This is a genomic window from Marinobacter psychrophilus, from assembly GCF_001043175.1.
GTDB lineage: Bacteria > Pseudomonadota > Gammaproteobacteria > Pseudomonadales > Oleiphilaceae > Marinobacter > Marinobacter psychrophilus.
On the sequence record NZ_CP011494.1, the window covers coordinates 1,247,054 to 1,259,195 of the forward strand.

Genomic DNA, 12,142 nt, shown 5'->3' on the forward strand with positions numbered 1-12,142 from the left:
CTTGTTGTCTTGGCTTAGATGGCTATCAAGGGCCGGTTCGAATTCAACAGCTCAGCCGATGGCTTCGGCCCGTTGGCGTATCCGCGCTTCCAGTTTCAGCTGGTCGGCCGCAAAGAGCCGAATGCCGTCTGCCAGCTTTTCGGTCGCCATGGCATCGTTGTTTGAATCCCAGCGGAACTGCTTTTCATCCATGTGGATGCGCTTGTCTTTCGAACGAGCATCTTCCGGGCTGAGCTTGCATTCAAGAACACCCGTTTCGTTCTGGAGCGCCTGCATCAGTACTGGGCTTATGGTGAGACGGTCACAGCCGGCCAACATTTCAATTTGCCCGATGTTGCGGAAACTGGCGCCCATCACTGCGGTGTTGAAATCGTTGGTTTTGTAGTAATTGTAGATACGCGCTACCGACAGCACGCCCGGGTCTTCACTGGCTGAAAAACTGTCGCGACCGCTGTCTGCCAGATGCCAGTCCATAATACGGCCAACGAACGGTGAAATCAGCGTGACCCCGGCCTGTGCACAGGCAACGGCCTGGGCGAAGGAGAACAGCAGAGTAAGGTTGCAGCGAATGCCTTCTTTTTCAAGCTGCTCGGCGGCTTTGATGCCTTCCCAAGTGGCGGCAATCTTGATCAGCACTCGCTGGGTATCAATACCCTGTTGGTCATAAAGCGCGACCATCCGCCGTGCGCGCGACAGTGTGCCGATGGTGTCAAACGACAGGCGGGCGTCTACCTCGGTAGACACCACGCCAGGAATCAGTCGCAGAATTTCGCCACCAGCCAATACCGCCAGAATATCGGTAGCCAAACCAAGCCGGCCCGAACTTGCGCCAGCCTGACGTTTTGCCGCGGCAATGGCCTTGTCGACCATCGGCTGGTAAGCGGCAGATTCAACGGCTTTGAGCAGAAGTGACGGATTGGTGGTGGCATCTTGCGGGCGCCAGGCGGCAATGGCATCGAGATCGCCGGTGTCAGCCACGACAGTGGTCATGGTTTTCAGTTGCTCAAGCTTGTTGCTCATTCGCGCTGATGTCCTGCTACGTCGGTTACATTGGTAATAAAAGAGTACGAAACACTACAATAACGGGCCACAGCAGGTCGAACAAGATGACCAAAGGCTATTCAGCTATTAAATGGCATTATGCTTCGGTAAATGCTGTGGCGGCGTCGATTTGTGGAACTTTGGCCAGAGCCTGGCGCAAAACATCGAGTCCAGCGCCTGGTTTGTGGGCGTTTTCGCTGATGTAACGGCGGAATTGGCGCCCACCCGGAATACCGTGGAACAATCCCAGCATGTGTCTGGAAATATGGCCCAGATACACACCGCGCGCCAGCTCTTGTTCAATAAACGGGTACATAGCTTCCAGAGCTTCATGGCGGCTGACAGTCTTTTCCGGCTCTCCAAAAAACTCGCTGTCTACCTGGGTCAGAATCCACGGGTTATGGTACGCCTCGCGGCCCAGCATAACGCCGTCGGAATGGACCAGATGCTGGTGGCATTCATTCACGGTTTTTATGCCACCGTTGATGATGATTTCCAGCTGCGGATACTTTGCCTTCAAGCGATACACCCAATCGTATTTCAGCGGCGGCACATCGCGGTTTTCTTTTGGACTCAACCCTTCCAGTACCGCGATACGGGCGTGAACGATAAAGGTTTTACAGCCCGCAGCTGCCACCGTCTCAATAAATCCGCACAGCTCGTCCCAGGATTCGCGGCCATTAATACCAATACGGTGTTTCACCGTGACCGGAATATCCGTAGCCGCCTGCATCGCCTTAAAGCCTTCAGCCACAATATCCGGATGGCCCATCAGGCAGGCGCCAATCATATTGTTCTGCACCTTGTCACTGGGACAGCCCACATTCAGATTCACCTCGCTAAACCCGAACTGCTGCGCCAGGTCCGCACAGTGCGCCAACTCGCCGGCATTGCTTCCACCTAACTGCAACGCCAGCGGATATTCTGCCGCGTTGTGGTGTAAAAACCGCTCGGTATCGCCGTGAATCAACGCGCCGGTGGTGACCATCTCGGTGTACAGCAGTGCGCGCTTACTGAGCTGGCGCGCCATGTAACGATAATGCGGCGTCGTCCAATCCATCATTGGCGCAACGCAGAAGCGCCGAGAAGGCTCTACGCCTGTGGTTACGTGGCCTGAAGCCCTATTCTGTGGTGCTTTCATGTCGCTAATATTAACCATTTATTGCCTGTTTTATGCCATTTTCGTAGTCTGGGTGCTCCAAAATTGCTCCAGAAACTGGCTTGGAGCACCGCACGAATGGAGCATTGAGCACCGTGGCCACCATTACTGCAAGAACCCGAGCCGATGGAACAAAATCGTATTGCGCTGCCATCCGCATAAAATGGAATGGCCGCATAGTATATAGCGAAAGTCTAACATTTGACCGTAAGGCTTTGGCGAAGGATTGGGCAAACCGCAGAGAATTGCCGCTTCAGGAGCCCTGTACGAAGCCGCCGAAACCTGCCACTGCGAATGGTTGGTAGCCAAGCCAGATCAGCGCAGCCGGCGACCCACGCGGGGGGAGCTGGTAAAGTTTGATATTGAGGAGTATCTGGCGGCCATAGCTGATATCTCTCAGGGTACTGAAGTGAGTCAGCCCGCGGGATGATGTCCAAGGCAATCAGTCCCCGCCTTATGCCTTTTTCGGTGTGGTCACTCGATTGGACTGCTGACGCTCTCGATTTCTCTTTTCACGCGCATAGGGTCGTCAATATTTTTAAAATCAAGGCGACTTATGCCACGGCCTGTAACCTTAACGGTTCCAAACCCGAAAATGCGGCCAAGAACTCCTTGGTCAATTTCGACGGTTTCAATTGATCTCAGTTTAATCTCATCGGTGCGTCTACTGACGATACCTCTCTTGAGGATCACGCGTTTGTTTGTCAGGCCTTGCTCAAGATACTTGAGTGACAGCCCCTGATAAATTGCGATGAGCCAAGTGAGCCCGAACGTTAACAGGCCTAGTACCACCCAAATAATCACAGGCATCCACGCGAACCAGTGTAGGGTGAAAATTTCTTGCACGGACTCATCTCGGGATAGTGAAGATTCAATATAGCTGGCCATTCAGAGCTCCTTGTACAAGAAGTTTTGGTATTTTGATTCCAACGCTAGCCTATCGCCAAATCACCATAAAGCAAGCCATAAAGCGCTTGAAAATTGTAGTAAAGCGTCGCCCGGTATGAGTGCCAAGCTTTAAATAGATCTGCAGGTCAGGCACGGCAAAACAAACAGGTCCAGCTAAATGGTTTGCACACCAGCTTGTCTGACGCTGGCGTTAGCACCAGCAATTTTTCTGTCGAACAACTGCGCATCAAGCGCGAAATTTTCGCCGTAGACGAAGGAATCAGCAGCTTAGCCACCCGACGGGCCAGGCAAACTTTGAGGCTCAAAGGCGGACAGGCTTGAACGAATTTTGCGATGTTTTCTAAAGGCATTGTAATACTTACTTCCTGTTTGACGTTGCCTGCTTTTAAGCTGCTAATTCTGTAAGGAAAGTGGTTTAGTTGGCTTCTTTGAGGATGAATTACTTCAAAAATAGTCGCCAAACAAGCACCTTTTTCAGGCATAAAGAAGAAGTTCAGATTTACGCCGCTCGCTGGCTCTGGTATTACAATAGCTAACGATCCAATATGGATTCCGAAAGAATTACTCCTGAACAAGGAACTGGCCACGGTGGCCTGATGTCTTTTTTGTTAATCTTACCCGCTAATAAAGGGGGATAGCCGCTACGCACCAGAAGAGGAGACTTTATCATGGCCAGTCTTAACCAATTGCGTCGTGATCACGCCAACATGGCTCGTTTGCTTCACGTACTCTTGCGCAGGCACAAGCACTTGGAGCAGGGCGAACGTCCAGACTTCCATCTGATACGTGAGGTTGTGGACTATATTCTAGAATACATGGACGGCTTCATTATGCCTTTGGAGCGTCTGTACAGCGAACACCTGCTCGCTAAAGAGCCCGAGGCCGAGGCGTTAAGCCATCGAATGGCTGATGATTACCAGGCCTTGCGTAAGCGCCTGAACCTGCTTTCCGAGACGCTCGACATGATCCTGATGGATCACGTGGTGCCTATGGAGCGCTTTACCGAGGACCTCAAAACCTATCTTGATGCTCATCACGCTTACTTAAAGGTCGAGCGTGAACAGCTGTTTCCATTCCTTCGCAAACATCTGACCAAGGCGGAGCAGAGTAACTTACTCAAAATGTTGCCAGGCGGCACACAAGCCAATTTGTCGCGGCTTCGGGAGTATTATCCGGAGCTTTATGCGGAGTTCAAGGAAGCGCCTTCGCCATTCGCCTGAACACAGAAAAAGCCCGCGCCTGTTGGCGCTGGCGCTGATTGCATCACCAAGGCTCGATGGCAGTGAAAATGCCGGTTTTTGTCATATCCCGCCGCAACTCGAAGGCTGCCAAGGCGGCAACCGAATCCACAGCTTCCAGATTACCAAAGTGAATACGGGTCCAGGCGTTGCGGCGTACTTTCACACTGAAGATATACCTGTCTTCGGTTTGGCCAGTGTCGGCCCTGAAAACCTGCGTAAACGCTGACAGAATCACTTCCTCAACAGACGGCGCGCAGGCAATACACTCGCCCACCAACCGAGTGCCCATGCCATGCACGTGAGCCATGTAGAGTTTTCGGGAAGCCGTGTCAGACAGCTTTTTGACCGAAACGCCAATACCTCGCTCGTATACACGTAACTCAGTGGTGGGAAAGTCTTCAATTTCCGGTAAATCCACATCCAGCATCAGCGTCTTGCCATCGGCATCCAGAATGGCAATATCGCCAGTTTTTTATTCAGCTGTATTTGTGCAACCTCTTCCGCCATGGCCGGGACTGCAAGCGATCGCGCTGCTGAGCGGGTACTTCGGCCTTCGTCACCGTTTTTATTCAGCTTAAGAAGCCTTTTGCGATAAGACATCCCGGAACCGGGAACTCCCCATTGCCATAAAGCCCATTTGAAACCTTATTCTGACGGAGTGATTGGGTGAATATTCGCCACCCCAAACGGAATATGAACCATCGGAATATCCCCCGCATCGGATTGCAGGTGCGATCGCTGGTCATCAAAGAACATGTGGGGCTTTAGCACCTTCAGAATCCGGTCTTTCTTCATTCCACCCAAGAAGAAAACCTCGTTGGCGTCCACGCCCCAGTGTTCCAACGTCGTAATCACACGTTCATGGGAAGGCGCACTGCGGGCGGTCACGATGGCGATCCTCAATATCCGTCGGTAGTCGGGATCGTCCATCACCGCTTGGTCTTCCAGCTTTTGTAAGTGGGATAGCTTACGAAACAGATCCGCAAGCGGGCCGGGGCTGTGCGGAATTTGGGAGCGGGATGTCTCATGCTCCTGAAAATCCTCTAGCGAGCCGGCTTTGAATACCCGTTCTGAAGCGTCATCTGCAATTACGCCATCAAAATCAAACGCTATGCGCAGTTCCGGGTCAGCTTCATCATCCACTACCTTGCTGGGCAAAACCGTGCCAGCGGGGTGGCCATAGTCTATCGCCTGCGACACATCGCTGGCATTGGCTGACAGGAACAGCGAGGCATTGAACGCTGGAATGTATGCGTAGGGCGACTTGCCCTCCAGAAAGGCTGCGCGGCTAATGTCCAGGCCGTGGTGGTGAATAGAATGAAACACCCGCTTGCCGGTAATGACCGAGTTTCGTGAAAGCAAGACCACTTCCACCGGGCATTGCTTTGGGAATTTCTGGTTCACACTCAAGAAACGTTTTACAAACGGAAAGGCAACGCCTTTTCGCAATGGCTTAGTCAGATGAGTCTCCTGATACTCCCGGTAGGCTTTTTCACCTTGTTCGCGAAACACACGGTCGGAATTAGACAAGTCAAACAGGGCGCTGGACGCTACAGCAATAACGAGCTTTTGTTCGATGGGGTAGGACATCGGCAGGGCGTTCCTTTTTTTGGTAGATGTCAGGCTTTTTGGGGCAGGCACCATGCTTCAAATCATTGGGGTCCAAATTAGAAATGCTTTGTGCGACACAACTCGTCGTAATCGGATCGCATAATTACCCTATTAAACAGCAGGTATCTTCGAATCAATAACGTCAAAACTGACCGAAAAATGTCGGCCGAATAAACGCCTTGCTCTAAAGCACAGAAGAAGTTTGACGCGACGCTGGCCGATGGTTCTGGTGTCATAATAACGAACAACCCAATATGAGGCTCGGAGAAACTACCCTTTAGCAGGAACTGGCCACGATGGTCTGAAGTCAGCGCAACCTGCATAAAAAATTCACAGGGTTCATTTGGCAGTGGTCGCTAATGTTGCCTTGTAGGGAGAATAATTTCGGTGATTTTCGAAATTCGAACAGCCGGTAGAGCTGAAATTGATCCTGGAAATCCGCTGAAAATGAAACTTCGTTTCGGGAAGCATAAAATGGAGTTTCTTTTGCGAATGCGGTTGTTTTGACCTCAATGAAGCGTTCCCGCCCAGATGTTTCAAATGATAAGACATCGTAACCAAGACCATCGCCTTTCGATTTTGCAACGTGTTCAATGCGATTAGCTAACACATTTTCACCTGCAGATCTGAGTCGATATTCCTCATACTCCAGAATTAATAGCTCTCCAGCGTTTCCGAGTGCAGAATTTCGGGCCTCTTGGGCAAGATAATCTCTTTTGGAAGCAGTGCGATTGGGCAAATACATAGAGTGTGGTTCTTGTATTTTCGTTGAGGGCTCCGGTGCCTGAACTAAAAGGCTAGAAAACTCTACCCCGCTAGGAACAAATGCTGGTTGTTTGACTGCAGACTGAGATGCGCGGTCAAAATCCGGATGTGAGTCAATCCAGTTCTCGACGTAAACCGCTAAAGCTTCTTGGTAGTTGCTACGAGGCTTGTAGCCTGGAATCCAGAAGCAGTTCAGGTTAAGCAAAACCGCACTGATATTCTGGTGTTTCAGCTCAACGGCGCCGTTACTGCGTCCGTTTAGTTTCTGCAGAAGCTCCCGACGGTGAGCACTTTTATTATAGCGTTGACCTGCAAGTTCAAGGGTCAGCATCTTTATGTAGTCTGCAACGGTCAGCGCTATTTCTTTATCGCTCCAATGATCCGCCCCGGGCATGGTAATTTCTCCATTGCTACAACTATTTGAAGACGCGGATATATTGTCTTAGTGCTAAGGATATGACAAATACAGTATTTGCTAACTTCTTTCTATGTTCAGTCGGTTTAAGCGTCTTTTTATAAATTAATTAGGTTCCAGAGCGTCTAATAATGAGCGTAGCCCCCTATAGCGCAAAACGCCCAACGCTACTTCAACCAATACCAGTCCCTAACCTTCGATCAAGTTAACGGCGACTGGTTGCCCCAGATGGACGGCAAGACCGGTCTTGCCCTCGACGTCGGCGCCGGCAGCGGCCGAGATGCTGCGGCTCTGGTAAATCGTGGTTGGGATGTGGTCGCGGTGGAGCCTGAGGCTAGTTTACGGGAGCTTGGCCAGAACGCCACCAAAGACAAAAGCATTCAATGGATTGACGATCAGTTACCAGACCTTAATCAGGTTCGAAAGCTGAGTTATCGCTTTAACCTGATTCTGGTTTCTGCGGTTTGGATGCATATCCCGCCGACCGCTCGTGAACGAGCGTTTCGAATTCTGGCTGAGTTGTTAGCGCCGGGCGGGATGCTGGTGGTTACGCTTCGGCATGGCCCTAGCGATGGTGAGCGTGTTTTTTACGATGTTAGCCGGGAAGAGCTGGAGGCATTTGCCAGGCATCGGGCGTTGATTCCAATTGCTTTGCCAGCCGGGCGCAATGATGACGAACTGAAACGCCCCGAGGTTTCCTGGGAAACACTGGCGTTTCGGTTAAGGTGTAGTGGCTACGACCTCCGAGCGATAGCAAACTGCATGACGAGCTGACTGCTAACGGCTCGTATGGGCAAATTAAACAGGAAACAAAATGCCTTACCAATTTGAAGATCTAAAAAACAGCTGCCATGCCGAATGGCACGCCTACATCCAGCACAGCTTTGTGCAGCAGCTAGCCGATGCATCACTTGCACCAGAGGCTTTTCAGCATTATTTGAAGCAGGATTATCTTTTTCTGATTCAGTTCGCCCGTGCTTATGGCCTGGCGGTTTACAAAAGCCCGACGTTGTCTGACCTTAAACAGGCCAAAGAAGGGTTGAAAGCGATTGTGGATATCGAGCTGGATTTGCACATTCGTTATTGCGAGGAGTGGGGCATTTCAGAGCAGGAGCTTGCCAACCTTCCGGAAGCCCGAGCGACTCTGGCCTACACACGTTATGTGCTTGATACCGGCAACCGCGGTGACTTGTTGGACCTGCACGTGGCGCTTTCGCCCTGCATGGTGGGTTACGGTGAAATAGCCACCTGGTTGAACAGCCGGGCGGAAACGCTTCGGGGCGGCAGCAATCCGTACGATGCCTGGATCGCCATGTACGAAAGCGCCGAGTTCCAGGACGCCATGCAATCCGAGATCCGTTGGTTGAACGAGAGGTTGGCCGATGTCTCCTCCGCCAGGTTTGATCAACTTAGCCGAATATTCAGTGACGCTACCCGCCTTGAGATTGATTTTTGGCAGATGGGGCTGACGCAGAGCGATTGATTCAAGGGTTCATAAACCCGTCGTTTTTCAACCACCGTTCAATTGCCCTGCGGCTCGCTGCCGATGAATCGGCATAGAATAGTGAGTCAAGGCGACAGAGTCAGTCGCCAGGGTAATGGTTGGTGATTCTTCTGCTGCTTTACAGGTTGGGCAGTTGGTTGCCTTCTGGCACGCGCACTTCAAATCCGGATTGCACGCTGACTGTTTCACCTGCCGGTACAGTGCGGTTCCACGCCAATACGCCTTTTTTGTCGTCCACGTTGCGTTCCACCGGTTCGCTTATTTGCAGCGGTTTTACGGTGAGGATGTCGATTTGCGACACCGGCATGCGGTCAAAAATCCGCAGGTTTACGGCCTCATTGTGATGGTTGGTGATTTCAAAGCGGTTTTGTCGGCGTTGTACCTGTTCGCTTTTCCAGATGCCTTCTTCGCCGGTGCGTTCCGTTTCGTTGACGACGGCAACCCGTATGGCTTCATCCACGCCGAAGCCCAGGCGCAGTTCTTCGCCGTTGGTCATTTCAGACAGGTAGGTACTGCCTACACTCTGGCCATCGCGGAACAGCTGCACGGGGCCGGCGGGTATGGGGGCCTCGGCGGTGAATATCCCCGTGGCGTGCACATAGCCTGTTGGGTCATACGCCGGTGCTGTCCATACTGCCATTTCCACCGCTACTGTGTGCTCGGCTACGATGAGGCGCTGGCCGTTGCCGCCGCTTGGAACGCTGACAGGCTGCGCCAGGCGGTAGCTCTGGCTAAAGGTGCTTTGCCGCTCGACGCTGGCGCCGAAGTCTGCCTCAACCTCGGCTGTGGCGCTGCTGTCGAGCATGGGGGCGGCGGATTTCATCTGGCGCACCAGAAAATCAGGCTGTGCCGGGCTAACCACCCAGGAATCCAAGGTTGGCATGTTGGTCCCACGCCGGGCATTGGCGGTTGAGAGTTGCAACTCGACGTTGCGCCAGTCATCACCGGTGGTCTGCTGCACAACGGCCAGGTGCTGCAACGTTAATTCACCGCTTTGTGGGTCGCTGGCTTTCTGGCCCGCTACCCGGGAGCTTAGTTGGGCATTGTATTCGCTGCGCCAGCGCGCTTCGTTGCTTTGGAATTCCAGTGTGATGGTCAGATTGCCACCGGCAGGGGCGCGGTAGTGAATCTGTGCTTTTTTGCTGGCCCGGGCGTTTTGTTGTGCTTGTGACAGTTCCCGTTCCAGGCGGTCTTTCAGGGCTATGTCGTCACGCATTTGGGTGCGTATGCCGCGAATTTCTGCCAGTGCTGCCATTGTTGTCTGCTTCAAGGCGGCAGCCATGTCACTCAATTCGGTGGCCGACAGTTCGTGTGGGTTCTCGGCAGCTTTGGTCATCAGTGTGACTTGCTGGTTCCAGGCTTGAATCGCGTCTTCTTGCGCCTGAAGTTTTTCTAGCACTTGGGTTAGCTCGTTACGCAGCCGCTGGGTTTGTTCGGATACGTACCCGGTTTGCTCAACGCGGCCAATCTCAATCTGCTGGATTTGCGCACCGGCAACTCCGCCCAGTGACACCCGTACACTTTGGTCCTGCAGGCTGACGGGCAAGCGGTTAATGGTGATAACGCCATCTCCCTGTTTCACCGTTTGGGTTTCTTGCCAGGTCAGGTCGCCATGGGAGGGGTAGAGGGTAGCTTGGGTGATGTCAGCAGCGACTGAAAGTGGCACTGCTGCTAGAGCCAGAACAAGCAGTTTCTTTTTGATCATTTGGGTGCCTCGAATGAATGGCTGGATGAGTTGGGTGCGCGCCACGCTCAAAATGAAGCTACTGATACTAGAGTCTTTTGAGGGCCAATACCGTTATTATAGCTCATACCCATTATGTGTCTTAAACACGCCTGCCTGGCCGGTCACTGGTTCCAGCGGAAATCTCCGTGGTTCCGGTGATTAGCGGGCTCTGTACCATTGGAGAACCCGGATGACCTTGAAAGTCGGCATTCTTGCCGCCGGTATTACGCCGGACAATCTGCTAGCCGAATTCGGCTCTTACGCTGACATGTTCAAAGATCTATTCAAGCGGGCTGGCTATGAATTTGACTATGCAACGTTTGACGTACGTGACGATGACTTTCCCGGCTCAGCCAGTGACTGTGATGCTTGGATCATAACTGGCTCGAAGGCTAATGTTTATCAGGATCTGCCTTGGATGCGACGCCTCAAGTTGCTGATTTTGGACATTTACAAAGTCGATCGACCCATGCTGGGGATCTGTTTTGGCCACCAGATTATCGCTGAGGCTTTTGGTGGCTCTGTGGACAAGTACTCTGAAGGTTGGGGCGCGGGCCTACACCATTACGAGTTGCTTCCCGGGGTAAGCGCCGTGAAGCCGAATAGCAATGAGTTCACCCTCAGTGCGATGCATCAGGATCAGGTGGTAGTGAAGCCCGATCGAGCCAATGTTTTGGCGTTTTCTGCTTTTTGTCCCTTCGCGGCTTTGCAATATGACAACCGCATTTTAACCTTTCAGGCACACCCCGAATTCGATGTAACGTTTGAAACACGGCTTGTTCGTCATCTTCGAGGCCAGTCTTTGCCTGAAAGTAACGCTGACCAGGCGTTGGAGGAGTTGGGCGCGCCGGCTGCAACGACAGACTCCCTGGCGATAGCAGGCTGGATGGCCCGCTTCGTATTGCGAAACCAGGAAAATTTCTAGAGGCATCTGGCTGGCACAGCATCCAGAGATTGATTCCATTTTTGCCTGCGTTTGCGATTTAAACGGCACGATGCGTGGCAAGCGTGTGCCAGTTGATCAGTTGTCCAAGGTAATAGACGGCGGGCTACGGATGCCGTTGTCGATTGTCGTCATGGATATCTGGGGCGAGGATGTCGAAAACAGTGAGCTGTTTTTCGAGACGAGCGATTCTGATGGCTTGTGCGATTTTACCGGCCGCCCTTTGATGCCGGTCACCTGGACCAGTCGCCCGACGGCGCGATGTCGCTGGACGAACTGCAACACTTCGATGAATTTCTGAACGACGTTTACGATGCCTGCGAATTTCAGGGCATTCCTGCCGATGCTACGATCTCGGAAAACGGGGCGGGCCAGTTCGAGATCTACATGCGCCACGTTGCGGACCCTCTGCGCGCCGCCTGCTGCCCGGCGCTCACGCGCCGACAAGCGTCTCTTGGGGCTATGAGAACCGAACCGCGGCCATCCGTATTCCCGGCGGTGACCATCACCGGGAACGCGTATTCGATGAACCTCGACAATTTGCCGCTGGACTGGGCAACCGCCATCGACGCCTTTCGCAAGGGTGCCGATGTGCCGACCATCTTCTCCAAACGGCTGCAAACCATGTTGGTCGAATGCAAGATGCAGGAATTGCGTAAATTTGCCCGCTACGTGACCAAGTTTGAATATGACAGCTACCTGGAGATCGTGTGATGAACCCTCGGAATGACTCCTAATGCCGGCAACGACAGCCTCGCCGTTACCGGGTCGCACACCTTCGGGCGCATCCCCCCGCGTTTTGTCTTCGGTAATTGATCAAAAAACTGA

Annotated in this window: 14 protein-coding genes; 6 read left to right on the plus strand and 8 right to left on the minus strand. The window is 52.6% G+C overall.

Annotated features, from left to right (window positions below; genetic code table 11):
* Positions 1–51: 51 nt before the first annotated feature.
* The gene (gene tal, locus ABA45_RS05535; RefSeq protein ID WP_048384652.1) at positions 52–1,020 is read right to left on the minus strand and encodes a transaldolase; all 969 of its coding nucleotides are present in this window, start codon (positions 1,018–1,020) and stop codon (positions 52–54) included.
* Between the two features lie 118 nt (positions 1,021–1,138).
* Positions 1,139–2,182: a tRNA dihydrouridine(20/20a) synthase DusA gene (dusA, locus tag ABA45_RS05540; protein ID WP_048388720.1), complete on the minus strand. Its 1,044-nt coding sequence runs from the start codon at positions 2,180–2,182 to the stop codon at positions 1,139–1,141.
* Positions 2,183–2,426: 244 nt separating this feature from the next.
* Here dusA and ABA45_RS05545 point away from each other — a divergent pair, with 244 nt between their 5' ends.
* Positions 2,427–2,630: a hypothetical protein gene (locus ABA45_RS05545; RefSeq protein ID WP_048384653.1), complete on the plus strand. Its 204-nt coding sequence runs from the start codon at positions 2,427–2,429 to the stop codon at positions 2,628–2,630.
* A 44-nt stretch (positions 2,631–2,674) separates the two neighbouring features.
* Here the strand turns inward: ABA45_RS05545 and ABA45_RS05550 are convergent, their stop codons facing one another.
* Both ABA45_RS05550 and ABA45_RS19050 read right to left on the minus strand, forming a co-directional pair.
* Complete coding sequence (locus tag ABA45_RS05550) at positions 2,675–3,088, minus strand: PH domain-containing protein (RefSeq protein WP_053076127.1); 414 nt, start codon at positions 3,086–3,088, stop codon at positions 2,675–2,677.
* 146 nt (positions 3,089–3,234) lie between these two features.
* Complete coding sequence (locus ABA45_RS19050; protein ID WP_198147066.1) at positions 3,235–3,696, minus strand: hypothetical protein; 462 nt, start codon at positions 3,694–3,696, stop codon at positions 3,235–3,237.
* Positions 3,697–3,777: 81 nt separating this feature from the next.
* Between ABA45_RS19050 and ABA45_RS05560 the strand changes: the two genes are divergently transcribed.
* Entirely contained in the window at positions 3,778–4,329 is a 552-nt protein-coding gene (locus ABA45_RS05560) for a hemerythrin domain-containing protein (RefSeq protein WP_048384655.1), read from the plus strand.
* 43 nt (positions 4,330–4,372) lie between these two features.
* Here ABA45_RS05560 and ABA45_RS05565 read toward each other — a convergent pair whose 3' ends face one another.
* The 3 genes from ABA45_RS05565 to ABA45_RS05575 all read right to left on the minus strand — a co-directional run bounded on the left by ABA45_RS05565 (position 4,373) and on the right by ABA45_RS05575 (position 7,120).
* Complete coding sequence (locus tag ABA45_RS05565; protein WP_053076128.1) at positions 4,373–4,777, minus strand: hypothetical protein; 405 nt, start codon at positions 4,775–4,777, stop codon at positions 4,373–4,375.
* A 218-nt stretch (positions 4,778–4,995) separates the two neighbouring features.
* On the minus strand, positions 4,996–5,940 hold the full coding sequence (locus ABA45_RS05570; protein ID WP_048384656.1) for a 5'-nucleotidase: 945 nt from the start codon (positions 5,938–5,940) through the stop codon (positions 4,996–4,998).
* Positions 5,941–6,268: 328 nt separating this feature from the next.
* Positions 6,269–7,120, minus strand: coding sequence for a DUF3883 domain-containing protein (locus tag ABA45_RS05575; protein WP_048384657.1), 852 nt, complete (start codon positions 7,118–7,120; stop codon positions 6,269–6,271).
* 249 nt (positions 7,121–7,369) lie between these two features.
* Here ABA45_RS05575 and ABA45_RS05580 point away from each other — a divergent pair, with 249 nt between their 5' ends.
* Positions 7,370–7,915 carry a class I SAM-dependent methyltransferase gene (locus ABA45_RS05580; protein ID WP_227506136.1) on the plus strand — a complete coding sequence of 182 codons (546 nt, stop codon included), beginning with the start codon at positions 7,370–7,372 and terminating at the stop codon, positions 7,913–7,915.
* A 40-nt stretch (positions 7,916–7,955) separates the two neighbouring features.
* Positions 7,956–8,624, plus strand: coding sequence for a thiaminase II (gene tenA / locus ABA45_RS05585; protein WP_048384659.1), 669 nt, complete (start codon positions 7,956–7,958; stop codon positions 8,622–8,624).
* Positions 8,625–8,763: 139 nt separating this feature from the next.
* Here the strand turns inward: tenA and ABA45_RS05590 are convergent, their stop codons facing one another.
* Positions 8,764–10,350 carry a DUF4139 domain-containing protein gene (locus ABA45_RS05590; RefSeq protein ID WP_048384660.1) on the minus strand — a complete coding sequence of 529 codons (1,587 nt, stop codon included), beginning with the start codon at positions 10,348–10,350 and terminating at the stop codon, positions 8,764–8,766.
* Positions 10,351–10,561: 211 nt separating this feature from the next.
* Between ABA45_RS05590 and ABA45_RS05595 the strand changes: the two genes are divergently transcribed.
* On the plus strand, positions 10,562–11,296 hold the full coding sequence (locus ABA45_RS05595; RefSeq protein WP_048384661.1) for a glutamine amidotransferase-related protein: 735 nt from the start codon (positions 10,562–10,564) through the stop codon (positions 11,294–11,296).
* A 279-nt stretch (positions 11,297–11,575) separates the two neighbouring features.
* Complete coding sequence (locus ABA45_RS19865; RefSeq protein WP_454544842.1) at positions 11,576–12,028, plus strand: hypothetical protein; 453 nt, start codon at positions 11,576–11,578, stop codon at positions 12,026–12,028.
* Positions 12,029–12,142: the final 114 nt, after the last annotated feature.

What these genes read in the sequence shown, in the direction of transcription:
- ABA45_RS19865 (WP_454544842.1), top strand. Translation starts at nt 11,576, where the DNA reads ATGTCGCTGGACGAACTGCAACACTTCGATGAATTTCTGAACGACGTT.
- ABA45_RS05560 (WP_048384655.1), top strand. Translation starts at nt 3,778, where the DNA reads ATGGCCAGTCTTAACCAATTGCGTCGTGATCACGCCAACATGGCTCGT.
- ABA45_RS05575 (WP_048384657.1), bottom strand. Translation starts at nt 7,120, where the DNA reads ATGCCCGGGGCGGATCATTGGAGCGATAAAGAAATAGCGCTGACCGTT.
- ABA45_RS05595 (WP_048384661.1), top strand. Translation starts at nt 10,562, where the DNA reads ATGACCTTGAAAGTCGGCATTCTTGCCGCCGGTATTACGCCGGACAAT.
- ABA45_RS05550 (WP_053076127.1), bottom strand. Translation starts at nt 3,088, where the DNA reads ATGGCCAGCTATATTGAATCTTCACTATCCCGAGATGAGTCCGTGCAA.
- ABA45_RS05590 (WP_048384660.1), bottom strand. Translation starts at nt 10,350, where the DNA reads ATGATCAAAAAGAAACTGCTTGTTCTGGCTCTAGCAGCAGTGCCACTT.
- tal (WP_048384652.1), bottom strand. Translation starts at nt 1,020, where the DNA reads ATGAGCAACAAGCTTGAGCAACTGAAAACCATGACCACTGTCGTGGCT.
- dusA (WP_048388720.1), bottom strand. Translation starts at nt 2,182, where the DNA reads ATGAAAGCACCACAGAATAGGGCTTCAGGCCACGTAACCACAGGCGTA.
- ABA45_RS05565 (WP_053076128.1), bottom strand. Translation starts at nt 4,777, where the DNA reads ATGCTGGATGTGGATTTACCGGAAATTGAAGACTTTCCCACCACTGAG.
- tenA (WP_048384659.1), top strand. Translation starts at nt 7,956, where the DNA reads ATGCCTTACCAATTTGAAGATCTAAAAAACAGCTGCCATGCCGAATGG.
- ABA45_RS05580 (WP_227506136.1), top strand. Translation starts at nt 7,370, where the DNA reads ATGGACGGCAAGACCGGTCTTGCCCTCGACGTCGGCGCCGGCAGCGGC.
- ABA45_RS05570 (WP_048384656.1), bottom strand. Translation starts at nt 5,940, where the DNA reads ATGTCCTACCCCATCGAACAAAAGCTCGTTATTGCTGTAGCGTCCAGC.